Annotated in this window: 24 protein-coding genes; 9 read left to right on the forward strand and 15 right to left on the reverse strand. The window is 65.6% G+C overall.

All coding sequences use genetic code 11. The features are described from left to right. Positions 1-30: 30 nt before the first annotated feature. On the forward strand, positions 31-1,959 hold the full coding sequence (locus NOV74_RS02985; RefSeq protein WP_257309119.1) for a transporter-like protein: 1,929 nt from the start codon (positions 31-33) through the stop codon (positions 1,957-1,959). Next, complete coding sequence (locus tag NOV74_RS02990) at positions 1,952-2,833, forward strand: DUF2911 domain-containing protein (protein WP_257309121.1); 882 nt, start codon at positions 1,952-1,954, stop codon at positions 2,831-2,833. The genes NOV74_RS02985 and NOV74_RS02990 overlap by 8 nt, the downstream gene beginning before the upstream one ends. Positions 2,834-2,836: 3 nt before the next feature. On the opposite strand, the gene NOV74_RS02995 is transcribed toward NOV74_RS02990, so the two are convergent. Both NOV74_RS02995 and NOV74_RS03000 read right to left on the reverse strand, forming a co-directional pair. Further along, complete coding sequence (locus NOV74_RS02995; protein ID WP_257309122.1) at positions 2,837-3,505, reverse strand: radical SAM protein; 669 nt, start codon at positions 3,503-3,505, stop codon at positions 2,837-2,839. A 226-nt stretch (positions 3,506-3,731) separates the two neighbouring features. Beyond that, entirely contained in the window at positions 3,732-4,466 is a 735-nt protein-coding gene (locus tag NOV74_RS03000) for an SDR family oxidoreductase (RefSeq protein ID WP_257309123.1), read from the reverse strand. A 25-nt stretch (positions 4,467-4,491) separates the two neighbouring features. Between NOV74_RS03000 and NOV74_RS03005 the strand changes: the two genes are divergently transcribed. From NOV74_RS03005 to NOV74_RS03015, 3 genes are read left to right on the forward strand one after another with little or no spacing between them, the layout of a single operon-like run. Continuing rightward, positions 4,492-7,047, forward strand: a complete 2,556-nt coding sequence (locus NOV74_RS03005) for a SpoIIE family protein phosphatase (protein WP_257309124.1) — start codon at positions 4,492-4,494, stop codon at positions 7,045-7,047. Further along, positions 7,044-7,535, forward strand: a complete 492-nt coding sequence (locus tag NOV74_RS03010; protein WP_257309125.1) for a hypothetical protein — start codon at positions 7,044-7,046, stop codon at positions 7,533-7,535. Before NOV74_RS03005 ends, NOV74_RS03010 begins: the two co-directional genes overlap by 4 nt. Beyond that, positions 7,535-8,332, forward strand: coding sequence for a SirB1 family protein (locus NOV74_RS03015; RefSeq protein WP_257309127.1), 798 nt, complete (start codon positions 7,535-7,537; stop codon positions 8,330-8,332). Before NOV74_RS03010 ends, NOV74_RS03015 begins: the two co-directional genes overlap by 1 nt. Here NOV74_RS03015 and NOV74_RS03020 read toward each other — a convergent pair. From NOV74_RS03020 to NOV74_RS03030, 3 genes are all read right to left on the reverse strand, one after another. After that, the gene (locus NOV74_RS03020; protein WP_257309130.1) at positions 8,329-8,775 is read right to left on the reverse strand and encodes a PAS domain-containing protein; all 447 of its coding nucleotides are present in this window, start codon (positions 8,773-8,775) and stop codon (positions 8,329-8,331) included. The two genes, NOV74_RS03015 and NOV74_RS03020, sit on opposite strands and share 4 nt — an antisense overlap. Before the next feature lie 64 nt (positions 8,776-8,839). Continuing rightward, positions 8,840-9,223, reverse strand: a complete 384-nt coding sequence (locus NOV74_RS03025; RefSeq protein WP_257309132.1) for a DUF302 domain-containing protein — start codon at positions 9,221-9,223, stop codon at positions 8,840-8,842. Positions 9,224-9,337: 114 nt separating this feature from the next. Continuing rightward, entirely contained in the window at positions 9,338-11,590 is a 2,253-nt protein-coding gene (locus tag NOV74_RS03030; protein WP_257309135.1) for an NADP-dependent malic enzyme, read from the reverse strand. A gap of 182 nt (positions 11,591-11,772) precedes the next feature. On the opposite strand from NOV74_RS03030, the gene NOV74_RS03035 reads away from it, so the two are divergent. Together NOV74_RS03035 and NOV74_RS03040 are read left to right on the forward strand one after the other, a co-directional pair. Further along, positions 11,773-12,321 carry a hypothetical protein gene (locus tag NOV74_RS03035; protein ID WP_257309136.1) on the forward strand — a complete coding sequence of 183 codons (549 nt, stop codon included), beginning with the start codon at positions 11,773-11,775 and terminating at the stop codon, positions 12,319-12,321. A gap of 31 nt (positions 12,322-12,352) precedes the next feature. Beyond that, positions 12,353-13,327 (forward strand): YheT family hydrolase, encoded by a 975-nt coding sequence (locus NOV74_RS03040; protein ID WP_257309139.1) that lies wholly within the window; start codon positions 12,353-12,355, stop codon positions 13,325-13,327. Positions 13,328-13,344: 17 nt separating this feature from the next. On the opposite strand, the gene NOV74_RS03045 is transcribed toward NOV74_RS03040, so the two are convergent. From NOV74_RS03045 to NOV74_RS03060, 4 genes are all read right to left on the reverse strand, one after another. Next, positions 13,345-14,601 (reverse strand): hypothetical protein, encoded by a 1,257-nt coding sequence (locus NOV74_RS03045; RefSeq protein ID WP_257309140.1) that lies wholly within the window; start codon positions 14,599-14,601, stop codon positions 13,345-13,347. A 113-nt stretch (positions 14,602-14,714) separates the two neighbouring features. Continuing rightward, the gene (locus tag NOV74_RS03050) at positions 14,715-15,875 is read right to left on the reverse strand and encodes a cysteine desulfurase family protein (RefSeq protein ID WP_257309142.1); all 1,161 of its coding nucleotides are present in this window, start codon (positions 15,873-15,875) and stop codon (positions 14,715-14,717) included. Positions 15,876-15,880: 5 nt separating this feature from the next. Further along, positions 15,881-16,726 carry an alpha/beta hydrolase gene (locus NOV74_RS03055; protein WP_257309145.1) on the reverse strand — a complete coding sequence of 282 codons (846 nt, stop codon included), beginning with the start codon at positions 16,724-16,726 and terminating at the stop codon, positions 15,881-15,883. Between the two features lie 3 nt (positions 16,727-16,729). Further along, positions 16,730-17,917, reverse strand: coding sequence for an alanyl-tRNA editing protein (locus NOV74_RS03060; protein WP_257309146.1), 1,188 nt, complete (start codon positions 17,915-17,917; stop codon positions 16,730-16,732). A gap of 45 nt (positions 17,918-17,962) precedes the next feature. Here NOV74_RS03060 and NOV74_RS03065 point away from each other — a divergent pair, with 45 nt between their 5' ends. Beyond that, positions 17,963-19,351: a replication-associated recombination protein A gene (locus NOV74_RS03065; protein ID WP_257309148.1), complete on the forward strand. Its 1,389-nt coding sequence runs from the start codon at positions 17,963-17,965 to the stop codon at positions 19,349-19,351. Here NOV74_RS03065 and NOV74_RS03070 read toward each other — a convergent pair whose 3' ends face one another. Continuing rightward, complete coding sequence (locus NOV74_RS03070; protein ID WP_257309150.1) at positions 19,352-20,218, reverse strand: pirin family protein; 867 nt, start codon at positions 20,216-20,218, stop codon at positions 19,352-19,354. A gap of 9 nt (positions 20,219-20,227) precedes the next feature. Beyond that, on the reverse strand, positions 20,228-20,926 hold the full coding sequence (locus tag NOV74_RS03075; RefSeq protein WP_257309152.1) for a pirin family protein: 699 nt from the start codon (positions 20,924-20,926) through the stop codon (positions 20,228-20,230). A 115-nt stretch (positions 20,927-21,041) separates the two neighbouring features. Here NOV74_RS03075 and NOV74_RS03080 point away from each other — a divergent pair, with 115 nt between their 5' ends. After that, positions 21,042-21,470, forward strand: a complete 429-nt coding sequence (locus NOV74_RS03080; RefSeq protein ID WP_257309154.1) for a universal stress protein — start codon at positions 21,042-21,044, stop codon at positions 21,468-21,470. Positions 21,471-21,738: 268 nt separating this feature from the next. Here the strand turns inward: NOV74_RS03080 and NOV74_RS03085 are convergent, their stop codons facing one another. The 4 genes from NOV74_RS03085 to NOV74_RS03100 all read right to left on the reverse strand — a co-directional run bounded on the left by NOV74_RS03085 (position 21,739) and on the right by NOV74_RS03100 (position 25,912). Then, complete coding sequence (locus NOV74_RS03085) at positions 21,739-22,722, reverse strand: patatin-like phospholipase family protein (protein WP_257309156.1); 984 nt, start codon at positions 22,720-22,722, stop codon at positions 21,739-21,741. A gap of 62 nt (positions 22,723-22,784) precedes the next feature. Then, positions 22,785-23,975 carry an acyl-CoA dehydrogenase family protein gene (locus tag NOV74_RS03090; protein ID WP_257309158.1) on the reverse strand — a complete coding sequence of 397 codons (1,191 nt, stop codon included), beginning with the start codon at positions 23,973-23,975 and terminating at the stop codon, positions 22,785-22,787. Positions 23,976-24,142: 167 nt separating this feature from the next. After that, positions 24,143-24,742 carry a thymidine kinase gene (locus NOV74_RS03095; RefSeq protein WP_257309159.1) on the reverse strand — a complete coding sequence of 200 codons (600 nt, stop codon included), beginning with the start codon at positions 24,740-24,742 and terminating at the stop codon, positions 24,143-24,145. 9 nt (positions 24,743-24,751) lie between these two features. After that, positions 24,752-25,912, reverse strand: coding sequence for a DUF4388 domain-containing protein (locus NOV74_RS03100; protein WP_257309162.1), 1,161 nt, complete (start codon positions 25,910-25,912; stop codon positions 24,752-24,754).

Here is a 25,912-nt window from a genome sequence, read left to right on the forward strand (position 1 = left end):
CACCCTGGGGGCTCTTCCTCTGGAGTCCCGATGCCTTTGTCCGACCCCAGGCTGGATGAACTCCTGAGCGACGGCACGCTGAGGCTGGAATTCCTGTTGCGCTGGCTGTTGGAAGCCTCGCCCGTCGATACCGTGGACGGCGAGGCCCGGCGTACGACCCGGCTCCGCCGCCTCCACGCGGCCCTGACCTTCCGGGGGCTTATCGGCCCCCTGTCAGAGGCTTGGAACCATGCGTCGGCCATCCGCCTGCTGGCGGAGACGGGCCTGCCAGACCGCACAACCTTGATGGGCGAAGGCTTCCTGCGCATCGTGGACCGAATCATTCCCCGCCTGGATCCCGAAGGGGACCTCTATGCTTTGTTGGATCGGCTGGATCTGAATGAAGCCGATGCAGCCTGGATAGAGAGCCTGCCGGCGGACCTGCGGATCCTCTGGGGATCCCTGTTGGCGCCACCCAAGGAGATCTGGGCCTATGCCGCCCGCCTGCTAGCCCACCGGGCCGCCGCCGTGGGCCTATCCAGGGATCTGTTGGCCCTGGATCCTGAGGGCAGCGATGTGGATTCTCCCTTCTTCCACCTCACCCGGGTCGTGCATGACGCCGGGGAGCACCCCGAGGATGTCGAGGCCCGAGCGGCCTGGGAGACCTGTTGGACCGCCTGCGTCACGACTCTGGCTCAGGCCCATGCCCGCCTCAATGATCGTGGCGTGTCCACGGATCTGGTGTTCCGGCTCGAATTGCTGGAGGCCCAGCTGACACGCATCGGCCAGCTCCTGGACTTCGCCACGGGGCTGGGCGACGGCACCGCCCTCGCCGCCGAGCTGGTGCGGGGCAGCGCCGCGCAGCATGGGTTGTTGACCTTGCTGCGCACCACGGTCAAGCGCCTGGCCCGCAAGGTGGTGGAGCACACTGGCGAGACGGGGGAGCACTACATCGCCCGGGACCGGGCCGAGTGGTGGGCCATGTGCAAGTCTGCCGCGGGCGGTGGTCTCCTCACAGCTGGCACGGCCCTTTTCAAGGTCAGCCTCGCCGCCCTGCCCCTGGCTCCCCTCCTCCTGGGTGCCGCCCTTACTTCCAACTACGCAGTCAGCTTCTGCACCATGCAGTTGCTGGGCTTCACGCTGGCGTCCAAGCAGCCCGCCATGACGGCCGCCGCCCTGGCGCGGACCCTGGAAGAGGATGACGGCCAGGCGCGGGAAATCGAACTGGTGGCGGCCATCACGCGTACCCAGGTCATTGCCACCCTGGGCAATGTGTTGGTCACCATGCCCGTGGCGGCGGGGCTCGTGGCCGGCTGGGTCTGGCTGAGGGGTCACGTCCCCCTGGACCACGAGGCGGCTCTGCACGGCCTCCAGGGCACCCACCCCTTCCATGGTTGGACCTTGGTTTTCGCTGCCCTCACGGGCGTGCTGCTCTGGCTCTCCAGTCTGGCCGCGGGCTGGACCGCCAATTGGAGCGCCTACCGCTGCCTGCCCGAGGCCTTGGCCCAGAACCACCGCCTGCGCTCCTGGTTCGGTGCCAGCGGCGCCGAGGCCCTAGGTCGGTTCGCGCAGCGGCACCTGGCGGGCTTCGCGGGCTACACGGCCCTGGGCGCCCTGCTCGTCTTCGTGCCCATGGCCTTCGCCTTCGCGGGCATCCACGCGGAAGTGCGCCACGTCACCCTCCAGGCGGCCTCGCTGGCCTTGGGCGCCGCCACGCTCTGGTTCGAGGGCACCCTGGCCTGGAAGGAGGTCCTCTGGGGCCTGTTCGGCATCGGCCTCATCGGCGTTCTGAATTTCACGGTGTCCTTCGCCTTGGCCCTCTGGACGGCCCTGCGGGCCCGGGATCTCAGCGGCCGGGCCCGCCGCCGCCTCTGGCTGGAGATCCTCAAAGCCTTCAACCGGAATCCCGGTCGCTTCCTCCTCCCGCCACGCCGAGGTGCTACCCTCGACAGCCGTGTCCCAGGAGACTCCCATGCGTAGAGTGCTTCTCCCTGCCCTGCTCGCCGGATCAGTGGCCCTTCCGTTCGCGGCCCCCCTGCGCGCCGAAAGCAAGCCCGCCCCCGTCCGCCTGACTCCCTTGCGCCTGAGCCCGTCCTGTACGGTGTCGCAGGAGATCGGCATCAGCAAGATCGACCTTGCCTTCTCCCGGCCCGCCGTGAGAGGCCGCAAGATCTGGGGTGACCTTGTGCCCTTCGGCCAGGTCTGGCGAACCGGTGCCAACAGCGCGACCACTATCACCTTCAGTCACCCTGCCAAGGTGGCGGGCAGGGACGTACCCGCGGGTACCTATGGCTTCTTCGCCATCCCCGGTGAGAAGACCTGGACCCTCATCCTGAACAAGAAAGCCAAGCAGTGGGGGGCCTACGAGTACAAGACTGCGGAAGACCTGCTGCGCTGGGAGGCCACGCCTCAGACCGGGCCCTTCCAGGAATACCTGGACTACCGGGTGATTCCCATCGATAACGCCCACGCCACCGTGGAACTGGGCTGGGAGAACCTGCGTGTGAGCTTCCCCGTGGTCTTCGACACCAAGGCCATCTACTGGGCCCACCTCGAAGACACCATCAAGAAGGCGCCGGACAACGACTGGGTGCCCTGGTACCAGGCCGCCAAATACTGCCAGGAGCAGGCCATCGAACCGCAGAAGGCCCTCGCCTGGATCCAGAAGAGCCTGAAGATCAGTGAGACCTACTCCAACCATGAAGTGGCCGCCCGCATCGACAAGGACGCCAAGCGCATGCCCGAAGCCGTCGCCCATCTCCAAAAAGCCATCGACCTCTCCAAAGGCAAGACCCCGAAGGAATACACGGAAAACCTGGAGAAGGAGATGGTGGCCTGGAAGGCTGGGAAGTAGGGATCAGACCCCCTTCTTCTCCGCTCCCCAGATGATCTTGTGTAGCTGCATCTGCACTCGCACGGGCAGGCCGTCGGCGACGACCTGCTCGGCGAGCCAGGCGGGGTCGAGGCGGCCCCAGACGGGGCTGAAGAGGACTTCCATGCGATCCCACACCTGCCGCTCGGCGCACCAGGTCTTGGCCCAGGCGTAGTCAGCCTGGTCGCAGAGCACGAACTTCAGCTCGTCCTGGCCGGAAACCATGTGATCGAGGTTGGTTTCCAGCCAACGATGGACCTCGCCGCTGCCAGGGGTCTTGCGGTCCACGATCTTGATGACGTTGCGGGGCACGGGCGCCAAGTCGTGACTGCCTGCGGTCTCCAGCGCGACTTCGTAGCCCAGATCCAGCAAGGCTCGAAGCAAGTCCGGCGCCTGAGGATGCGCCAGTGGCTCACCGCCGGTCAGCTCAACGAATGGAGCATTGGGGCCCTTCCGCGGTGGGCCGAGGCGCTGTTTCACCTCCTCCAGCAGGTCCTCCAGCTCCCGCATGGCACCGTCATAGAAGGCGTACTCGGTATCGCAGTAGACGCAGCGCAGCGGACAGCCCGTGAGGCGGATGAACAGGCAGGGCCGGCCGATGCGGGCGCCTTCGCCCTGGATCGAATGGAACACCTCATTGATCTTGAATCGCATGGATGGTCACTTTTCTACAGCTAAGGATCACAGACAAGGCAAAAGCGGAACACCGAGGACGCAGAACACCACAGAAGACACAGAGAAAACACTAACCCCAGAATCCGCGCCATCCGTGCCAACACCAGGATGAATCGTGAGTCGTCCTCTGTGCTCTCTATTGCCTTCTTTGCTCTCTGTGTTCCTGCTTTTTTTTGCTCCTTGGCACTGGGGGTAGACCTGGGGATCATCGGTCCACCCACCGTCGCCCGCCATCCAGGGTGAGGATATCGCCCGTCAGGAAGGGGCTGTCGGCGGCGTAGCGCACGGCACGGCAGAGATCGGCAGGTTCGCCATTTCGCTTCAGGAGCGTGCGATCCGCCAGGAAGGCGACATCGCTGCCTTCGGCGGGCAGCACGGCCCCCAGGGCGTGCCCAACCACCCGCACCGTGGGTGCCAGCAACTGGGCCAAGCCTGGTACCAACGTAGCCAGCCCGGCCTTGGCGGCGCTGTAAGGCAGGCGCATCAGCCAGGGGTGGTGGATGGACGTGTCCAGGAGAATCTGCAGGCAGGCACCATCCGCAAGGTGCGGAGCCAAAGCCTGGGCGCAGAGGAATGGGAAGCTGAGGTTCATGCGCCAGGTGATGTCGAGCGACGCCGGCGTCCAGGTGCCGAGGGATTGTTCAGGGAAGGTCCCGGCAAGCAGCACAGCCCCGGAAATCTCCCAGCCGTCCGACTTCAATCCATCCAGATCTGCCATCATTCTGGAGCCCAGATCAGGGTTCTCTGCATTCCATACCAGCGTCCGGACTCTGACCGTGGCTGAAAGGCCTTCCACCCACTCCTCTCCGCCCCAAGGTTCCGAACTGGTCAACACCAGATCATGATCCCGGGCCAGATCCTCCGCCAAGGCGCGCCCCAGGCGCCGCCGCCCCCCCACCAGCACCCAGCAGGGCCTGTCGTTCCGCGAGATCCGCTCCATCGGGGCATTCTTTCACAAAGGTCCCATGAACCCCTACCTCAAACGCATCCGTTGGCGCCTGTTCTGGATCAGCTTCATCTGCCTGACCTTGGCGCTCGGCTCGTTCGCGATCAACCAATGGGTCTACGCGAAGTCGGATGACCAGTGCTCCTGGGTGCTGGAGAACGGCAAGATCGTCATCCGGGAGATCCTGCCCGAGGGCGTGGCGGAGGAGGCGGGCCTGCTGGAGGGCGACGAGCTGGTGAAAATCCAGGGACGGGCCTTCGAACCCACGATGGAGGGTACTGCGAAGGCCCAGCGGTTCATCAATGCCAAGACCGAAGGCTCGATCCTCATCTACACCGTCAAGCGTCAGGGGCGCCAGATCCTGCTGCCCCTGCGCCTGGTGAAGCCGCTGGACCTGGTGCAGCTCGCCCTGCTGCTGAACGGCATCCTGGCCTGGGCCGTCAGCCTGCTCGTGGTGGTTTCCGCACCCGAGCGGAAATCCTCGAGGCACTTCTTCTACCTGGCTTCGATGACCCTCCTCATGTCTGGCGCGACCCAGTCGGGAAATGCGCCCGTGGCCATGACCCTGACGGTCTTCCTGATGGCCGGCGCAGCCGCGGCCCTGGTGCCGCCGCTTTGGATCCACTTCTTCCTGCGCTTCCCACACCCGTTTGAGCTGCGGAAGAACAGCCGTTTCCTCCAAGCCATCTACGGCATATTCGCCTTGCTGGCCATCCTCGTGATTCTGAGAGGGGCCTGGGAGGTGATGTATTTCAGCACGCCCAAGCACTTGGTGGGTATGCCTCCAGACGGCACACTCAGGGCTCTGCACACTTTCGCCCAGTTCCTGCCGATCCCGTTCTGGGTCGGCTCGGCGCTTACGGGCCTCGGCTTCTTCGCCGTAGGGACCTTCCGTTCCCCGGAACGTCTCCGGAAAGCCCTGCTGCCTTCGCTGTTCGTGGCGGCCTTCCTCTGCCTCGACCTGCTGGCCTGGACGATCCTCCAGACCAAGTACAACAGCCTCCTGTTCCGCCGACAGACCTTCATCTTCATGCTCCCGGCACCGCTGCTCCCGCTGAGCTTCGCGTACGCCATCTTCCGCCATGGCCTCTTCGAGGTGCGGAGGGCGCTGGTGCGGTGGGTGAGCTACATGGCCATCCTGGCGCTCACCGTGGCAGGTTACCTGGGAGGCCTGGCCTGGGGTTTCTCGCATCTCTCCTCCATCCCCCCCGGTTGGGCCGGGGCCCTCATCGGCCTGCTGGCGCTGCCCCTGGGCTGGACCCTGCGCCTCCTGCTGAAGGGCATCCGCCGCCGCTTCCGGCGGGACTTCGCCAGCACGCGCGAGATCGCCCTCAGCTCCGTGCGCGAACCCCGTAAACGCTTCAGCGAAGAGGCCCTGCTCAAGTCCCTGCGCCACGCCCTGGGTGAAGCCTTCCGACCCCAGCTCCTGGAGGTGCTGCCCATCGAGGCGCGCCACATTCTCCTGCCCGCCGCTGAAACCACGGATCGGGAGGACCGGCGCGTGCACTTCCCGCCCCAGCCCCTGCGCCTTCCCCCGAGCCTGCTCCGCCTTGCCCGGGAGAACCGCGAGCTGGTGCTGGGTCTGGGCAGCGAGGAGGCCGACTGGATCCGGGAGCAAGGAGAAGGCCTCCGCGCTCATGTGGATGCCCTGGAGGCTCAGCTGCTTCTGCTCATTCTGGCCGGGGATCACCCCCATAGCGCCGTCCTCCTGGGTGGGAAATACGCCGAATTGAACTACGGCCGCGAAGACCGCGAACTGCTGCGCGAGGTGGCCCTGGCAGCCGGGCAAGTCCTGGAAACGGCCATGATGCACCAGCGCCTCTTGGCCCAGGAGCGGCTGAGCCAGGAACTGGAGACCGCCCGGCGCATCCAGGAAGGGCTCATCACCTCACACCTGCCGCCCATTCCGGGCTTCCAGGTGGCCCTGCGCCTGGAACCCGCCCAGGAGACGGGCGGTGATTTGCTCTTCGTCAAGCGGCGCCCCAGCGGCAACTGGCTGGCGGCCGTAGGCGATGTCTGCGGCAAAGGCCTCGCTGCGGCCCTCTACATGGCTCAGGCCACGGCTCTGCTGGAACAGGCGGCCCAACGGGAAGATCAGAGCCTCGAGGAGATGCTAGGCTGCCTCGATCACACCCTCCGCCAATTGCTGGGACAGCGGGGCTTCCTCACCCTTGTCCTCCTGGAGTGGAATGAACAGGGTCACTACCGTCTGGCTCGCGCCGGGCATCCCGGTGCCCTGATGCTTCAGGGGGTTGCGGAGGATTGCTCCGCTGAGATGACACCCCATGGCCGCGGGCTGGGCCTGCGCCCGGCGGGCCCCGGTGATTGGCAGGTGATCGAAGGGGTGCTGCCCCCAAAAGGCTGGATGGTGCTCTACAGCGACGGCCTGTCCGAGGCCATGAACCACGAGGGAGAGCTCTATGGCGTGGCCCGCCTCTGCAACCAGCTCCGTCGGCTCTGGGGCACGGGTAGCCCCCGGGCGGCCTGCGAGGCGGTCTTCCGGGATGTAGCGGCATTCGATACCCAGAACCGGGATGACCGGACTCTGTTTATCCTGGGAAGGGAGCATTCATGACCCGCAGCCCACTTCGATGGACCATCCCCTCTCTCCTGGTACTCCAGCTGCTCATGCTCTGGCTGCAGGGGGCCCAGCTGCACCGCCAGAACCAGGTCCTTCAGGGCCTGCGTGAAGACATCCAGGCCCTCACAGAATCATTGGACAACAGTCAGGGTCCGGTTTCCGACAGTGACGACACCGAGGCGGTGCCCGCGAGCACCCCCCCCAAACTCCAGCCCCATGCGCACGTCGCGGTGCTCGGCATCCAGGAAGAGCAGGATGCGGCCGTCAAGGATTTGCAGGCCTCCCGTGAATCGGCCCAGAAGGCCGTGAAGGACGCCCGGGAAACCCAGTCCAAGATCTCCATCGAGGAGAACGCCAGGAAAGCGGAGGAAACCCGAAAGGTTCAAGCTGCCACAAGCTCCTGGACAAACTGGGCCTGGGCCGCCACGGGCCTGGTGGCGCTGGCCTTGGTGGCCCGCTCGTGGATTCGCCGGCGGGGTTGATGTCCCTCCTGGAATACCTCCGCCTGGATCCGCACTGCCGGAACCTGGCCGAAGGCGCCATCCATGCGGTCGCCCCGGCCCTGGAAGACCCCGACCCGGCCCCCGTGATCATGCAACTGAATGAATGGGCCTTCGTCCTCGCTGGGCGCATGCCTCTGCCCTGGGACACCCACAAGGCCCTGGAGGCACTCAACCATCTGCTCTTCACCGAGCTTGGGTTCGAAGGCGACCGGGAGACCTACGATGATCCCCTGAACGCCTTGCTCCCGGCAGTGATGGCAAGGCGCAAGGGCCTGCCCATCGCCCTCTCCATCCTCTGGATCGATCTGGCCCGGCGACTGGGCTTTGACGCCGTGGGCGTAGGGTTGCCAGGACACTTCATCACTGCCCTGCGCGCCGGATCATCCCTGCTCTGCTTTGACCCCTTCAATGGCGGGCGGGTCGTGGGCGAGGAAGGCGGAGCCGCTCTGGTGAAGGCCGCCAGTGCCGGTCGGATTACCTTCCACCGGGACATGCTTCGGCCCGCCACGGATCGCCAGATCCTCATCCGTCTCGTGCGCAACCTGCACCTGCGCTTTATGAATGCCGAGGACTGGGAGGAGGCGCTTTGGACGGCCACCCACCTTATCCTGCTGGATCCAGAGGATTCCCGGTCCCACAAGGAGCGTGCTTTCGTTCACCTCCAGCGGGAGGAACCCGGACCGGCTCTGCGCGACCTCCGCGAAGCCCTGCGCCTCAGCGTCGATCCCGACCCCGAGATCCAGGCGTGGCTCCAGCAGCTGGAGGCCTCGAGCTAGGCGTTCTGCCCGAGGCATTTCCGGACCGCGACAGTGACATCCTTCCCTTTGTGAAGAAAGACGATCACCACCCGGACCGGGCCATCTGGGAAGGGGAAGGTGAATTGAAAGGTTCGCGAAGGTTCGTTTCCATGGCAGAACTCTCGGAAGGCACCGAGAAAGGCCTGCACGGAGGTGCATGGCGCGATCTCGGTGAAGAAGTTCCGTCCGATCACACTCAAGGGCTCGCGTTTGGCGAGTCTGCTCTCCGCTTGGTTGTAGGCGAGGATGGTTCCATGCTCCGCCAGGACGATCACGCCGAACGGGAGGCCGTCCAGTTCCGTTGAGGAAAGATCCGGGATTCCCCGCAGATCGCGATAGCAGGTCCTGCAGATGCCGTGGGAATCCTCAGCCTCGCTTTGCCCGATCAGGGCTCCACACCAGGCACACAACACATTTGGCATCGCAGCTCCTGACTGCTGAGTACCGCTCCCCGCGCACGGATCACCGACCGCTGTTGGCCGTTGATTACCGGGCCGTGTCCACCATCTTGATCAAGGCTGCCTCAACTTCATGCGCAATGGGGAGCAGTGCGGGATCCTGGGATAGTCCTGCCAGCAGGTCGGATGGGGGAATCAGTCCAATTCTCGTGTGCCCTTGCTCCGTGTAGACGGAAATACGGCAGGGCAGCGCCATGTTCAGGCGCAAGTCGAGGCCGAGGACTTTGGCCGCCTGGCCGGGGTTGCACACCTCAAACACGCGGCAGGCCTCGGCAAAGGGGAAACCCTTGCTACGCAACGTGTTGGCCAGGTCATGGACATGGAGCACCCCGAAGCCCCCGGCCGTCACTGCGGCTTCTAGATCGGCCGAGGCCTGCTCGAACGGTTTACCGGATTCGACGATGTAGTACATCTTCCACCTCCAGTGGGTTCCACCACGGACCTGAGGCCGTGGGTTTCCGGGAGGCAACACTAACACGGCGCAGGGGCCCGAAGGCCCCTGCGACTGACAGCTGATAGCTGATAGCTACTTCTGCTGCGCTTCCACGACAGTGAGCGCCGTGAGGTGGATGATGTCATTCATGTCGCTGTGCCGCTGGAGCACATGGACCGGAGCCGCCATGCCGCAGGTGATGGGGCCGATGACTTCAGCGCCCGCCAGCCGCTGCACCAGCTTGTAGCCGATGTTCCCGCTGGTGAGGTCGGGGAATACCAGCACGTTCGGGCCACCCGGCAGGTCCACCCAGGGGTAGTCCTCGGAGAGGATGCCATCACCCAGGGCGGTGTCCGCCTGCATCTCGCCGTCACATTTGAGGTCGGGGCGCTGGGCCTTCACGATCTCCACGGCCTTCTGGACCTTGCGGACCAACGGATGGTCCACGCTGCCGAAATCAGAGAAGGAGAGCATGGCGACCCTGGGATCCATGTTGAAGGTGTCTTTGGCCAGGTCCGCTGTCAGGAGGGCGATCTCGGCCAGCTGCTCACTGCTGGGCTCGATGTTCATGGTGGTGTCGGCGAAGAACAGCACGCGGTTCTTCAGCACCATGGTGTAGACACCGCAGGCGCGCTTGACGCCCTTCCGGGTGCCGATGACTTCCAGGCAGGGCCGGATGGTGTCGGGGTAGTACATCGTCAGGCCGGCGATCAAGCCATCGGCCTTGCCCATGCGGCACATCAGAGCGCCGAAGTAGATGCGCTCCTGCACCTTGCGGCTGGCCTCGAAGCTGGTCACACCGCGGCGCTTCCGCAGCTCATAGAAAGCCTCTTCGGCCTCCTTGCGCCAGGCCACGCTACCGGGGTCCAGGATCTCAATGCCACCGAGCGAGATGCCGTGGTCAGCCGCCACAGCCTTCACCTTAGCCGGGTCGCCCAGGAGGATGGGAATACAGATGCCCTCCTCCACCATCTGGGAGACGGCCTGCAGGATCAGCGGATGGTCGCCCTCGGGGAAGACCACGCGCTTGGGGTTGGCCTTGGCCCGGTGGATGACGCTGCGGATCACATCCTTGCTGCGGCCCTGGAGCCCCTCCAGGCGCTCCTTGTAGGCCTGCATGTCGGCGATGGGCTGCTTGGCCACGCCCGTCTCCATGGCGGCCTTGGCGACGGCCGGGGCCACCCACAGCAGCACCCGGGGGTCGAAGGGCTTGGGGATGATGTACTCAGGGCCGAAGGTGAACTTCTGGCCCGAGTAGGCCTTCACCACAGAATCAGGCACCTCTTCCTTGGCCAGGGCGGCCAGCGCCTTGGCGGCGGCCAGCTTCATGGGCTCGTTGATCTCCGAGGCGCGCACATCCAAGGCGCCGCGGAAGATGAAGGGGAAGCCAAGGACGTTATTCACCTGGTTGGGGTAGTCGCTGCGGCCCGTGGCCATGATGATGTCGTCGCGCGTGGCTTTGGCAGTGGGGTAGTCGATCTCAGGATCGGGGTTGGCCATGGCGAAAACGATGGGGTTCTTGGCCATCGCCTTGATCATGTCGGGCGTCAGGACGCCTTTGCTGGAGCAGCCCACGAACACATCGGCCCCGACGATGACATCGCCCAAGGTGCGGAGGTCCGACTTCTTGATGAACCGCTCCTTGTAGACGTTCATGCCCTCGGTGCGACCTTCGTAGACAAGGCCCTTGGTATCGCAGAGCCAAAGGTTCTCCAGCTTCACGCCCGCAGCGATCATCATGTTCGCGCAGGCGATGGCCGCAGCCCCCGCGCCGCTGAACACCACCTTCATGTCGCCCAGCTTCTTCCCGATCAACTCGGACGCATTCATGAGGGCCGCGGTGCTGATGATGGCCGTGCCGTGCTGGTCGTCGTGGAAGACGGGGATATTCATCTCCTTCTTCAGACGGGTTTCGATCTCGAAGCACTCGGGGGCCTTGATGTCTTCGAGGTTGATGCCGCCGAAGGTGGGCTCCAGAGCCTTCACCACTTGGCAGAAGCGATCAACATCCAGCTCGTTCACTTCGATGTCGAACACGTCGATGTCGGCGAAACGCTTGAAGAGCACGCCCTTGCCTTCCATCACGGGTTTACCGGCGAGGGCGCCGATGTTGCCGAGGCCCAGTACGGCCGTGCCGTTGGAGATCACGGCCACCAGGTTGCCCTTGGCGGTGTACTTGTACGCGTCTTCAGGGTTCTTCTCGATCTCAAGGCAGGGCTCCGCCACTCCAGGCGTGTAGGCATTGGAGAGATCCCGGGCGGTGGAGCAGGGCTTGGTGGCGACGACTTCGATCTTGCCCTTCCTTCCCTGCGAATGGTAATCGAGGGCTTCCTGCTTGCGTTTCATGGCCACACTCCTTGAAATGAGTGCCCTATCAATGGGCTGAATGCCACCCAGCATACACCTCGTATTACGCAATTATGCCTGCAAGGTCATCAATCACTCCCTTTGTTGCACGGATCACAAGAGATGCTTTCACAGCGGACCGCCCTGGATTACGATCCAACGACCCCCCTCCCGGAGCTTCCATGCGCGTGCTGACCTTTCTGCTGCCCTGCCTGTTGGCCGTTCCCGTCGTCGCCCAGAAGGCCAAGGCGCCCGCCAAGGCAGCCGAATCGGTCAAGGCCGCCAAGGTGGATTGGGATGGCGAATGGACGCTTGCAGCCTCGCAAAGCGACAAGCTCGACGAGCAGATTGAGGCTCACGTCAAGGATCTGAACTTCGCCATGAAGCTCTTCTGGAAGAAGAAGCTCCAGTCGGCGTGCAGGCCCTTCAACAAACTCGACATCCTGGCGGGGGAAAGCTTCTCCGTGACCATGGGCCGGGAACGCCCCGTCGACACCCCAGCCGACGGCACGGAGAGCGACTGGAAGCGCAGCGATGACACCGTCTTCAAGGCCACCCTCACCAAGGACGGCCCCACCATGATCCAGACCCTCACCGGCGATGGCTACACGCTGAAGTACGTCTACTCCATGCGGAAGGATGGAAACTCCCTGGCCCTGCAGGTGACCTACACCCACCCCAAGCTGGACAATCCCTTCTCGTACAAGCTTGTCTTCATGCGGAACGACTGACCGCCCGGCCAGGTCGGAGCACACTAGGGGCATGCGACCGCTGGCCCCGCCGCCCCTTCCCTGCCGTCCCCCCTGGTGGGCCAGCTCCGGCCACCTCCAGACCATCCTCGGCAACTACCTCCCCGGGAAGCCCTCCGCCCACGCGTCCAAACCATTCCGCATTCCCCTGCCAGATGGCGACCAACTCACGGGGCGCCATTACCCCGGCGAGACCGACACACTGGTGCTGATCTTCCATGGTCTGGGTGGGGATGATCAGGCGCACTACGTGCGACGCACCATCGCCCTGGCCCGGAAGCTCGGCCACCATGTCTGGACCGTCAACCACCGAGGTTGCGGCGAGGGCCGTGGTTTGGCGACGCGCCCCTACCACAGTGGATCGGGGGATGATCTGGGCGCGGCCTTCTCGGCCGCCCGGGAGCGCCATCCCGGGCTGCGGCAGTTGGCCATCGGCTATTCCCTTTCGGCCAACGCCCTTCTGTTGAATCTGGGCAATGGGCTGCCGGAACCCGCCGCGCGTCCCGATTTTGCCATCGCCGTTAATCCACCGGTGGATCTGGGGGCCTGCTCCTCCCGCATCCACGCCGGCCTCAGCCGCCTCTATGAGCTGCGCTTCATCAAACGCTGCCGCAAAGCCATCCGCCAGCGCGTGGAGGATGGCCTCATCCCGGACATCTACCGGACCTGGCCACTGATGAGCCTTCGGCAGTTCGACAACGCCTACACCACGAAGGCTGCGGGGTTCCAGGACGCCGATGATTACTACGCCAAGTGCTCCGCCCGGCCGCACCTATCGAAGATCACCGTCCCCACCGTCATCCTCATGGCCAAGGACGATCCCTTCATCCCCTGGCGGCATGCCGCCGAGGCGGACCCATCGCCCGCCGTCCACCTGCACATCGAGCCCTGCGGCGGCCACATGGGCTACCTCACCCGCGACCTGCCTGGGCATCGCTGGCTACCCTATGCCGTCGACCACTACATCCGTGAGCTGCTCAACGGGTGAAGACACTTCCCGCGGCTTCAGTGGGAATCCACCAGGACCAGGGTCTTCTCCGGTCCCGCCCCCTGAGTCCAGACGAGGGAGGCTCCCTGGTGGCACATGGCGATCCTGGGGGACCCACAAGTCGACCCTGGCGCCGAGCCCATGATTCTGGGGGCGGACCAGGCCCCATGGCGGATCCGGAGAGAGATGTGGTCTCCCTTCGTCCCGCGCTGGACGACCAGGAAGCCCGCCCGCCCGTCCGGCCCCAGGTCGATGGCGTAGTCGTGCGGGCGTCCCTGATCGTGATCAAGACACTCCACACCGGGCTCCCAATTACGTGCCCTGAAGGCCTTCGAGAACAGCCGGGACACCCCCCCGCTTTCGCGCTGACACCAGGCCGCCAAAGCCTCGCCATCCCCATTCATGACCAACCGCGGCGAGGAGATCTCCTGGGCGGTGGTAAGCGTGAACGGTTCACTCCAGTCGCCCGCCTGAACGTCGTAGAAGCTCGCCTCGAGCGCGGCCCGCTGGCCGTAGGGGGCGTGGATCCACAGGGCGAGGGCGTTCCCGTGGTCGTCCATGGCCACTTGATGGTGATGGGCCAGGTGCGCGACCACGGGGACGGGATGATCCGACCAGATTCGGTCTGAAGGCCAGTAGTGGCTGGCCATCAATCCTTCAAACAGGCTGTCCTGGGCCTCCCAAAGCACCATGGCGTGCTCCCGGTGGTTAGCGGCCAGTTGGGGTGAGGCAGTGGGATCCGAGGAAACACCGAGCACCACCGGTTCCTTCTCCCAGGCGTCTCCCCGCGTGCTGAAGGACTGGGCCATCACTTCGATCCGCCCCACCTTCTCATGGAGCCACACCACGAGCGCATCTCCGCGTCGGTCCACTGCGACCTGGAGGTGACGGATCGATCCGGGTGTCCGGAACACCACATGCCCCAGATCCTCGCCGGTTCCCAGCGCCTTGCCGATGATCTGCCGCTCTTCCCCGAGATCCGCCAGCCAGACCGCCAGACCCCGACCCTCGGGGTTCAGCGCGAGTCTGGGATTCATCCCCTCACCGAAGGGAAAAGGCTTGAGTGCCGGCGAAGCGGCCGGCCCCATGGGCATGGCCCACAGACTGCCGCCGTTCTCCCACAGGGCCACCCCGTGGCCCCGATGATCCAGCGCCAAGCGGGCGTCTCCGAGAGGGCCTCGATCGAGCAGGGCCACCGCCCGCCACCCGCCCCCTGATTCCGCTGGGGCCGGCTTGAGCACTTGTGCGAAACGTTTGAGAAGTTCCATGGCCATGCGGCCCTCTCATCCGGAGACTCGGGACCACTCAGCCCCTCTCCCAGCTCGGACCATGATGTCATCCAGGAACAACGCAAAACATCATGAAAAATATATACCGTTTGTGTAATTTACAGACTTGATATAGCGTCTCCGCTGCCACTCCGAAGGTTCGCCACCAGCCCCGGAAGCAAATCGGCTACTTCCTGGATCTGGGACTCGGTGGTGCCCCGCCCTAGGCTGAACCGCACCGTTCCCCGGGCGTAGGTGTCGAGCACATGCATGGCGCGCAGCACATGGCTGGGCTCGCGCATGCCCGTGCTGCAGGCGCTGCCGGTGGACACACAGATACCCCGTTCCGCCAGCTTCAGCTGCAGCGCCTCGCCCTCGATGCCCGCGAACCCGGCCAGGCAGGTATTGGGCAGGCGCTCGGCGGCGGCGCCATGGATGCGCACGTCGGGGATGTCTGCGAGGATGCGGGCCTCCAGGGTGTCCCTGAACCCGCGGACGCGTGTCATTTCTGGCAGGCGCGCCTTCGCCAGCTCAGCCGCTTTGCCAAGGCCGACAATCCCCGGCACGTTTTCGGTGCCTCCGCGCCGGCCACGTTCCTGGGAACCACCCAGCATGAGCGGCTTCAGGCGCACGCCCCGCCGGATCATGAGCAGACCCGTACCCTTCGGGCCGTGGAATTTGTGGCCGCTGAGGCAGAGCAGATCCGCGCCCCAGGCCACGGCGTCCACGGGAACCTTGCCCACGGCCTGGGTGGCGTCCACCAGGAAGAGGGCGCCTTTGCCCTTGGCGATGCGGGCAGCCTCGGTGACCGGAAAGAGGACGCCGGATTCGTTGTTGGCGGCCATGACGGCCACCAGGGCCGTGTCCGTATGCACGGCGGCCTCAAGCACCGCCAGGTCCAGGCGCCCCTCGTCATCCACGCCCACATCCGTAACCTCGCCCCCCTGACCCTTCCACCACATCACCAAGGCGCGCACCGCCGGATGCTCCACCGCCGTGGTGACCAGGTGCCGCTTCGTCGGGAACGCCTCCCACACGCCGCGGAAGGCATGGTTCAGGCTCTCCGTGCCGCCGCTGGTGAAGACGATCTCCGCGGGCGTGCAGCCTACCAGGGCCGCCACTTGCTCCCGTGCGGCCACGATCGCGCCATCCGAGAGATGGCCCAAGGCATAGGCCGCGCTGGCGTTGCCAAAGCGCTCCGTGAACCAGGGCCGCATGGCCTCGAAAACCTCGGGGTCGAGGGGCGTTGTGGCGTTGTGATCGAGATAGATCAGGTCCATGGATCTCATTGTCCCATCCCTGATCGCCCCCGAAGGAAGGTCAGGGCCTCGGACCAGGGAGAATGCCCGGGGATCATGGGCAGTTCATTGTGAGAGGCTTGGGGTACTTCCCAGACGCGAACCGGCCCGACCGTTCCCTGGGCCAGCCGTCGTCCCTGCGCGGCGCCCACCACCTCGTCCCGCCCCGCCACCACGATCGCCACGGGGCCGTGATAGCCATGGATCGCCCCCAGGCTGTCCCAGCGATCCCGCAGGATCAGGCTCATGGGGAGGTAGGGATAGTGGTGCGCGGCCACTTCAGTCATCCGGGCGAAGGGAGTGGCCAGAAGCAACCCGGCCACCGACTTCGGCTCAGCGGCAGCCACCTGCACAGCCACACCGGAACCGAGGCTCTCTCCCAGCAGGAACACCGGGGCTCCTGATTCCTCATTCAATCGGCGCAAGGCGGCGCGGGCATCAGCCACCAGCGAGGCCTCCGAGCGCTCACCCTCCCGGGGACCGTAGCCCGGGTACTCCAGCAGCACGCCTTCGAAACCCGCGGCCTCCAAGACCGGCAGGTAGCCCGCCCGCCCCAAGGCGTCCCCTGCGTTGCCATGCAGCACGAGGACCCGGGCTCGACCCAGCCGCGCTGCCCGCCGCCAGCCAAGCAGTCTCCCCTGGGCGTCCTGCCAGGACACCAGACGGATGCCCACAGCCCTCTGGAGGGCCTCTGGCTCGGTTTCGCGGTCGGGGAAGTACATCATTCGCCGCTGGGTCAGGAAGGCCAGAAGGCAGAGCCCCGCATAGATGCCGAGGCCCCAGGCCACCCATTTGAAGAGGCTGACGATCCAGAGGGGCCAGGACCGGACCACGGCTCAGCCCCCCGTCGCCAGGAGGTGGGCCAGGGCTTCGGCTCTGGCTGCCAGGTCCGGCGCCTTGCCCTGGAAGGTTTTCCCGGAGCCACCGCCCTTGGCTCCGAGGATCGCCGCCACAGCCTTGCCAGCCACTGGCACATCCAGGCCAGATCCTTCGCCCGCACACAGCAGGAAGAGCCCCTGCCCGCCCTGATCGGAGGTCAAGAACACCGCCTTGGCGGAATCCGCCATGAGAACGCCCCGGGCCAGCTTCTGGAGGAAGGCCATGTCCTTCCCCTCCAGGTGCGCGTCCACCAGGAACCCGGGCCGGGCGGCCAGGGCGGTGGCCTGGAAGTCCGCCAGTTCCTCCTCCAGCTTCCGGTTCCGGCGTTCCAGAGCCAGCAGCTGGCCCAGCTTGGTCTGGAGGGCGGGCACCAGATCTTCGTCCGGCGCACCCAGCAGGGTGCGCAGTGCTGCATTGCGCTCTTCATGCGCGCCCAGGCGGAGCCGCACCCTTCCTCCAGCTACATAAAAGAGGCGCGTGCCACCCCGGATGCTCTCGGTGCCGAGCAGCTTCAGGGCCTCGATCTCGCCTGTGTGGTGCAGGTGCGTGCCCCCGCAGGTATTCAGGTCCACACCCTCAATCTGAACCAGACGGATGGCCCCGGCGTGGCCTTCGGGCAGACCCCGGGAACGGACCGCCTCCTGCCCGTAGGCCTCGGGGCTGACCCACCGCGCCGAAACCTCTCGCCGAGCGCGGATCTCCGCCGCCACCGCCTCCTCCAACCGACTCATCTCGGCAGGCGATAGCGATGGCGCATCCAGTTCGATGTCACAGACCTGCGGCCCCAGGTGGAAGGCCGTTGTCCCCCACTTGAAGTGATCCTGGGCGACGGCGGTGAGCAGATGCTGGCCCGTATGCTGCTGCATGTGATCGAACCGGCGGCCCCAGTCGAGCGTCAGCGTGGCCGGGCCTTCCGCCAGCGGCGAGGCCAGGTAGTGGCGGATGCCGCCCTCCCCCTTCTGCACCTCCAGCACGGCCACCCCATTCAAGGTGCCTTGGTCGCAGGGCTGGCCGCCGCCCTCGGGGTAGCAGACGGTGTCCTCCAGGATCACGAAAGAACGGCCCTTCTCCTCGCCGCAGCGCAGGATGCGGGTCTCCAGCAAGGTGGCAAAGGGATCGCGCTCGTAGGCAGGAAGCTGAGTCATGGGGGGAGCCTAGCACGGCGCTGATACGCTGGAACGGTCGCTGCCATGTCCCACATCCCCCTGCCCGAACGCCTCCGCCCCACCACCCTCGACGAGGTGGTGGGCCAGGGCCATCTGCTGGGCCCCCGAGGCGCCCTGACGCGGCTGACCGCAGGGGGGCGACTTCCATCCATGGTGATGTGGGGCCCGCCGGGCACCGGCAAGACCACCCTGGCCCGCATCCTGGCCGAGGCCACGGGCCATGGGTTCATGGAGTTTTCGGGAGCCAGCGGCAGCGCGGCGGAGCTGAAGAAGTTCCTGGCGGACAGCCGCGAGATGCCCCTGTTCCGCACCGTGCCGCCCGTGGTGTTCCTGGACGAGATCCACCGCTTCAACCGGGCCCAGCAGGACATCCTGCTGCCCTTCCTGGAGCGCGGCGAGGCCATCCTCATCGGCGCCACCACGGAGAACCCGGCCTTCTACTTAAATCCGGCGCTGCGCAGCCGCTGCCAGCTCATCGCCCTCAAGGCCCTGGAGCCCGTCCACATCCAGCAGGTGCTCAAGCGGGCCTGGGCCAAGGAGCGGCCCAGGCAGCCGGAGCCCGCCGAAGTCTTTGAGTGGCTCTCCCACTGGGCCGGTGGCGATCTGCGCTCGGCGCTGTCGGGCTTGGAGACCTGGATGGAGATGCCGGATCCGGATCTGGAATCCCTGCAGGGCGCCCTGGGTGGCCGCATGATGTTCGACCGCGCCGACGGCCACTACGACTTGGCCAGCGCCTTCCAGAAAAGCCTGCGGGGGTCCGACGCGGATGCCGCCCTCTACTACCTGAGCCGCATGATCCGTGGCGGCGAGGATCCCCGCTTCATCGCCCGGCGCCTCATGGTCTGCGCCGCCGAGGACGTGGGCAATGCCGATCCCCAGGCCTTCCTTCTCTGCGAAGCCGCCAGCCGGGCCGTGGAACAGATTGGCTGGCCTGAGGCCCGCATCCCCCTGGCCCAGGCCGTGATCTACGTGGCCAACGCTGCCAAGAGCAACGCCACCGTCCTGGCCGTGGATGCGGCCCTGGCGGCCGATGACGCCCCCATCCCCGAGGCCATCCGTGACGCCCACACCGCCACGGCCCGGAAGGCCGGCCGTGGTGCGGGTTACCACTACTCCCACGACGACTACGACCGCGAGCAGACTTTCCTCCCTGACAAGCTCAAGGGAACATCCTTTTACGAACCGAAACGCCCCCAGGAACGGAACTGGCGTGACCACCAGGAACCCGATGCCACGGCGCTTGCCGGCCTGTGGGGGGCCTGGGTCGAAGCCCATCCCGAAGGTGGCGAGGTGCCTCTGGATGCCTGGAGCGCCGAGCTGTCTAGCAGCCGCGAAGCCCTGGCCCGGGCCATCCACAAACTGGCCCAGGGGAAGTTCACCCTGGGCCGGAAGCTGGAAGCAAAGCCGATCTGATCACTCCAGATGGCCCATGCGTCCCGCCTGGTAGTCCGTGATGGCCTGTTCGATCTCTTCGCGGGTATTCATCACGAAGGGGCCGTAGTGGGCGATGGGCTCCCGGATGGGCTCCCCGGCCAGCAGCATGAGGCTGACGGGCGAGGTGGCTTCCAGGGCCAAGTCGTCCCCGTCGCCCAGCAATGCCACCGAGTTCGCCGACACTTCCGTGCCTTCGATGCGGATGTCTCCGTGCAGCGGTACCGCCGCGGCGATCCACCCGGCCGGAATGCTGTGCTGGAACCGCGCGCCGGTCTCCAGTTCGAGGTGGGCATAGGCGATCTTCGCGGGGGTCTGGGCAGGACCGGTCACGCCCGCCCAGGTGCCCGCCAGCACGCGCATGCGGCCGCCGGGGAGGGGCTTCCAAGGCATGGCTTCTGGCTGCAGATCGGTATAGCCGGGAGTCGAGCCCTTCAGGGCCTTGGGCAGGTTGATCCAGAGCTGCACGCCCTCGATGGGACCGCCGGTCTCGAGATGCTCTGGCACCGGCATCTCCTCATGGACGATGCCTGCCCCCGCGTTCATGAGCTGGGCGCCGCCAGGTCGCAGAAGGCCGGACCCACCGGTGCTGTCCCGGTGCCGGAAGGCGCCCTGGATGAGGTAGGTGAGGGTCTGGAAGCCGCGGTGGGGGTGGGGCGGGAAGCCCGCGTCCGTGCCCGGTGGCAGCACCATGGGGCCGAAGTGGTCCATGAGCAGGAAGGGGTCCATGGCGCGGAAGGCATCGGCGCCCCGATGCCCCTGGCCAGGCACCAGGCGCGTGAGGGGCACCCGGTTGCCATCCTCCGTGGGGAGGCCTGGCACGACGAGGGAGACAGGTTTGAAGGACATGGGACCTCCTTAGGCGAGATCAAAGAACAGGATTTCCGAAGGCGAACCAGCCACCACGGTGAGGGCCGGTTCCCCTTCCATGCGGGCAGAATCCCCCGCGTTCATGGTCGTGCCATTGAGCGTCACGGAACCCTTGGCCACGTGGACGAAGCCGGCGCGCCCGGTTGGGATCACGGCCTTCGCTTCTCGCCCCGCCTCCAGGCGGGCTGCGAACACCTTCACGTCCTGGAAAAGCTTCACGGAGCCTTCGGCACCATCAGGGCTGGCGATGAGACGCAGCTGGTTGTGCAGCTCGATTTCGGGAAATGCCACCTGGTCGTATCGGGGGGTCAGCCCCTGCCGGCCTGGCAGAATCCAGATCTGGAGAAAATGCACCGGCTCCGCGGCTGAAGCATTGAACTCGCTGTGGCGGATGCCGGTGCCGGCACTCATGACCTGGGCTTCGCCGGGGCGGATGACCCCGTGCGTGCCCAGGCTGTCACGGTGTTCCAGGGCCCCTGACAGCACCCAGGTGAGGATCTCCATGTCCCTGTGGCCGTGGGTTCCGAAACCCTTGCCTGCTTGCACCCGGTCTTCGTTGATGACTCGCAAGGCGTGGAACTGCTGATGGTCGGGATCGAAGTACTCCCCGAAGGAAAAGGTGTGGCGGGTGTCCAGCCATCCGAAATCGAAGTGGCCCCGGGCCCCGGCAGGTCGCAGCGTGATCATGGCGCCTCCTGGAAGCATTTTACGTGTTTAAACTCGTATTTCAAGTCCCCCCTGAAAAAAACCGGCACTGATCGATGACCTGGACGTATCTTTGGGGCATCCGACGGAGGTCGCCGTGATCACACGGGTGCTGGTGGGTGTGGACTTCTCCGAAGCCTCGAAGCAGGCCCTGGAGCGTGCCGGGAACTGGGCAGCCCGCTGCGGAGTGCCCCTGGTCGCCATGCACGTCCTCCAGCCGCCCGCGCCCATGTTGCCTGAGGCGCAGATCGCCCTGCCCGACCCGGCTTGGCTGAAGAGCATGGAGGACCATGCCCGGGAGCAGCTGGAAGCCTGGGTCAAACCCTACGGAGGTTCAGAGGTCATCGTGAAGTGGGGCGGCCCTGCGGAGGAACTGATCTCGGAAGCGGACCCGAAGACGCTGCTGGTGGTGGCCCAGGTCGGCCATTCCACCCTGGAACGCCTCCTCTTCGGCAGCACCGCCGCCCGTGTGGTGCGGTTGGCACCCTGCGACGTGCTTGTCGTGCGGACCGAGAAGACACACTAGGGTCTGTTCTCAAAGTGGATGCGAGCCGCGACGCCGTCCAGCCGCGCGCATGGCCAGGCGGCGGCCGAAGGGCGATGCGGGACATCGTTCGAGGTCGCCAACGCAGCCAGGGGTGCGGCTGGGCGACGTCCCGAAAGGCAAGGGGCGGCGCCCGGCGCGATGCGGCGTCAAGCTCCTCGTCGATAGTGCCGCAATCGCCTTCGTCGCTTTCCTGGCCTCGCTTGGGCGGCGCCCCTTGCGCGGCCACACCCCACTTTGAAAACAGACCCTAGCCTGCAAGTTGCCTGACGAGGGCGGCCATATCGGTGGCTTGGCGCTGGAGGATGGACTCGGCTGCGCGGTGCAGACCCTCCAGGTGTTCCGGGCTGGTGTCATCCATCTCGCTGAGGCCGGCGTCGAGATCAGCCTGGAAGCGCAGGTAGCGGGGAACACCGTCTGCGGCTGGAGGCAGCAGCTGACGCAGCTGGTAGTCCACGGTGTCGGCGACGCCATCGAAGATCACATCCAGCACGGGTCGGGCCCACCCGGCCACGCCCCATCCTTTCGCGTCCTCGTACCGGTAGGGTCGGGCGTAGAGGCCCGTACCGAGGGATACCAGCAGGATGCCGTCCCTGCTCCGGCCTGCTTTGGCCAGGGCCTGCCAGCCTTCGGCGTAGGCGCACATGGCGGGGTTGTTGGCAAAGACGCCGCCATCCACGAGCACATCACGATCGCCTGGCCAGGACACCAGCAGGGGCTCGAAGTAGGTGGGCGCGGCACTGGTGGCCCGGGCCGCCACGCGCATGGGCACGTCATAGCGGGCGTCCTCTCGCGCCCGGCGGCGACGGTAGAAGAACGCGTCCCGCTTCTCGAGGTCGTAGGCCGTCACCAACACTTCCACGAGCGCCTCCTTCAGGCGCGACTCCCCAAAATACTGCGCGAGCACCCCTTCGATGCCATCGCTCGGATACTTCGCTGCCCGCAGGCCCATGGGATTCGTGAGGCGCCGCCAAAGGCTTTCATCGAAGATCCGCCCACCTTCCTTCACGTAGAGACCAGCTAGGTCCTGCGCTGAGTAGCGGGGTCGACCCCCGTCCCCTGGCATCGCCAGCCCCAACGCCAGGATGCCTCCTGTGCTGGTGCCTGTGATCAGATCGAAGCAGTCGGAAATGGGACGGCCGGTTTGCCGCTCCAACTCTCCCAGCACCAGAGCCGGGATCAGACCGCGGACACCTCCGCCATCGATGGAGAGGATGCGGAAGGGTTTGGGCATGGGGCATTCTATGCCATGAAAAACGGGCCATGCGGCCCGTTTTTCATGGGTGGGAAGGGCGACTAGCGATAAGCAGGAATCCCAGTCACTTCCTGGCCGATGATGAGGGTGTGCATATCGTGCGTACCCTCGTAGGTGTAGACACTCTCGAGGTTGGCCATGTGGCGCATGACGGGGTACTCGTCGAGGATGCCGTTGGCGCCCAGGATGGTGCGGGCCTTGCGGCAGACTTCGAGGGCGATGTTCACGTTGTTCATCTTGGCCATGGAGACCTGGGCGGTGGTGTAGGTTTTGGCGTCCTTCAGGCGGCCCAGCTGGTGCACCAGCAACTGGCCCTTGGTGATCTCCGTGACCATCCAGGCCAGCTTCTCCTGCTGGAGCTGGTAGCTGGCGATGGGCTTGTCGAACTGGATCCGGGTCTTCGCGTAGTCCAGGGCGCACTGGTAGCAGGCGTCCGCGGCGCCCAAGGCGCCCCAGGCGATCCCGTAGCGGGCCTGGGTGAGGCAGCCCAGGGGGCCCTTCAAGCCCTTCACGTTGGGCAGCAGGGACGTGGCCTCGTCGACGATGACGTCTTCCAGCACCAGCTCGGAAGTGGTGGAGGCACGCAGGCTCCACTTGCCCTTCATCTCGGGGGCGCTGAACCCGGGGGTGCCCTTCTCCACGAGGAAGCCGCGGATGCCGTCCTCAGTCTGGGCCCACACCACGGCCACATCGGCCACGGTGCCATTGGTGATCCACATCTTGGTGCCGTTGATGCGCCACTTGCCGCCGGGTTCCCGCACGGCCTTGGTGAGCATGCCACCGGGGTTGGAGCCGAAGTCGGGCTCCGTGAGGCCGAAGCAGCCGATCTTCTCGCCGGTGGCCAGCTTGGGCAGCCAGTGCCGCCTCTGTTCCTCACTGCCGTAGGTGTAGATGGGCCACATGACGAGGCTGCCCTGCACGGAGGCGAAGGAGCGGAGGCCGGAGTCACCACGCTCGAGCTCATACATCAGCAGGCCGTAGGCGACGTTGGACACGCCCATGCAGCCGTATTCCTCGGGCAGCGAAGGGCCGTAGAAGCCCAGCTCGCCCATCTTGGGGATGAGGTGCTTGGGGAAGGTCTGGTCCTGGGCGTGCTTCTCGATGATGGGCAGCACTTCAGCGTTGACGAACTTCCGCGCGGTTTCGCGGATCATCCGTTCTTCTTCGGTGAGCAGGCCCTCGAAGCCCATGTAGTCGGTGATGTGGGTGAAGGTGGCGTAGGCGCCGGCCATGGGGAACTCCTGGAATGCCCTGAAGCCTCGGGCGATGGAACGGAAACGGCGCTGCAGCAGCGCGCCGGGGCCAGTCTACCGCCCTGTCCAAAGCTGACGGACGTTCCAACGCGCGGCGACGCCCAGATCCGTGTCGTGGAGGGCAATCTCCTTGACGAAGTGGAAAATCAGGCACCCTGGGCCGGGTCCTCCAAGAGCCTGCCCCCGGTGGCATGAGGGGTTTCGTGGCAGTGGCGGCAGCGGGCCTCGTAGGCCTCGGCGGCGCCCACCAGCACCTGGCCGCCGGTCTGCACCATGCGCTGGGTCCGCCCCGCCAGAGCGCCACACACCATGCAGATGGCCTGAAGCTTGGTCACATATTCCGCCTTTGCCAGCAGGATGGGCATGATGCCGAAGGGCTCGCCATTGGAGTCCTGGTCCAGGCCGCCGGCGATGATCCGCACGCCCCGGTTGGCCAGATCTTCGATGATGGGGATGAGACCTTCATCCATGAACTGGACCTCATCCAGGGCGATCACCTGGGCTTCGGGATCCAGGTGCCGGGCCAGTTCGACGCTGTCCTTCACGGGGACGGCGTCATGCTTGCGCTGGCTGTGGCTGGCAATGGCGGAAACGTCGTAGCGGTCGTCCAGGGCGGGTTTGAAGACCTGGACCTTCTGCTTGGCGATGATGGCCCGCTTGATGCGCCGGATCAGTTCCTCGGACTTGCCCGAGAACATGGGACCGCAAATCACCTCCAGGGAACCCTGGCGCTGGTGCACGAACATCGGGAATCCTTATCGCTTGGGCCGCGGGTCCGGCTCGGGAGCCTTGGCCGGGGCCATGGGGTCGGGAAGACTGGTCAGATCGGGAACCGGATTCTTCCCGTCCAGCGTGCTTCCAAGCCGCTTCGCGAGTGCCACGCCGCCATCTTTCGGGGCCGCCATGCGGAGCGCCCATTCGTGCCGGAGCAGGGTCGGACCTTCGGGCACCACCTGGACATCCACGGGCTGGAGGCTGGCCAGGCCCAGGTTCATGGAGCCGCGCTCGTGGGGTACATACAACACCAGTGGAATCACGAACCCCAGCAGGACCAGAGGCCACAACAGCGGGCTCGGCTCCCAGGTTTCCGGCGCCAGGTCAGGATGGCCCTCCACCCATGGGCGGGTCACCTTGACCTGCGTACCACCTGAATGAGGCTCCAGGAGACCGGCCGCCAGGAGATCGGCCACTGCCTTGCAGGTATCCAGCTCCTCGTAGCGGCTGACCTGGATGACCTCCCTGGCACTCTGGGGGTGGTCGAAGTAGGAGAGAACCATCTCCTGCTCATGGGTGAGCCCCGAGGAACCATGCACCTGGCCCCTGCCGTCGAGCACCGAGGAAACGTCACGATCAATGTCCAGGCGCAGAGCCTGGGCCTTGGGAGATCGGCCCAGCGCGGTGTCTAGGCCCGGCAGGCGACGTTCCACTTCAGGCCACTCGTCCTGGATGCGGGCGGCCTCCATCAGGATCGTGTCCACGGGGATGGGGACAAAGTGTTCCCGGTCCAGGTCGGTCGGGAGGAAGGAATCGAAACGATAGTCCCCCTCCACCCACCGGAACGAGCGGTGGAGGATGGCGGTAGCCTGGCTGAAGAGGGCGTCCTGCAAATCGGCGGCTGTGACTTTGCCACTCTCCAGCAGGAGCGTCCCCATGCGCTTGAGGGTCTGCCGCTGCATTTGGACCATGCTCAGCAGTTCCTCGCCGGTGAGCCTGCCCAGGCGCACCAGCATGGTGCCCAGACGATCCTCCATGCGGACCTGGTTGGAGTCGCAACCGACAATCTCGCCGTTCTCGAAGAAGACTTTGACGAACTCCTGCCCCTGGGAGAGCACCAGGGTGCCGTTCTTCCCCTGGATCTTGATCATGTTGAACAGGGAGAAGAGGTCGAAGTCCCTGAGGGATCCTTCCAGCGCCAT

This window comes from Geothrix fuzhouensis (assembly GCF_024609325.1).
In the GTDB taxonomy this organism is placed as follows: domain Bacteria; phylum Acidobacteriota; class Holophagae; order Holophagales; family Holophagaceae; genus Geothrix; species Geothrix fuzhouensis.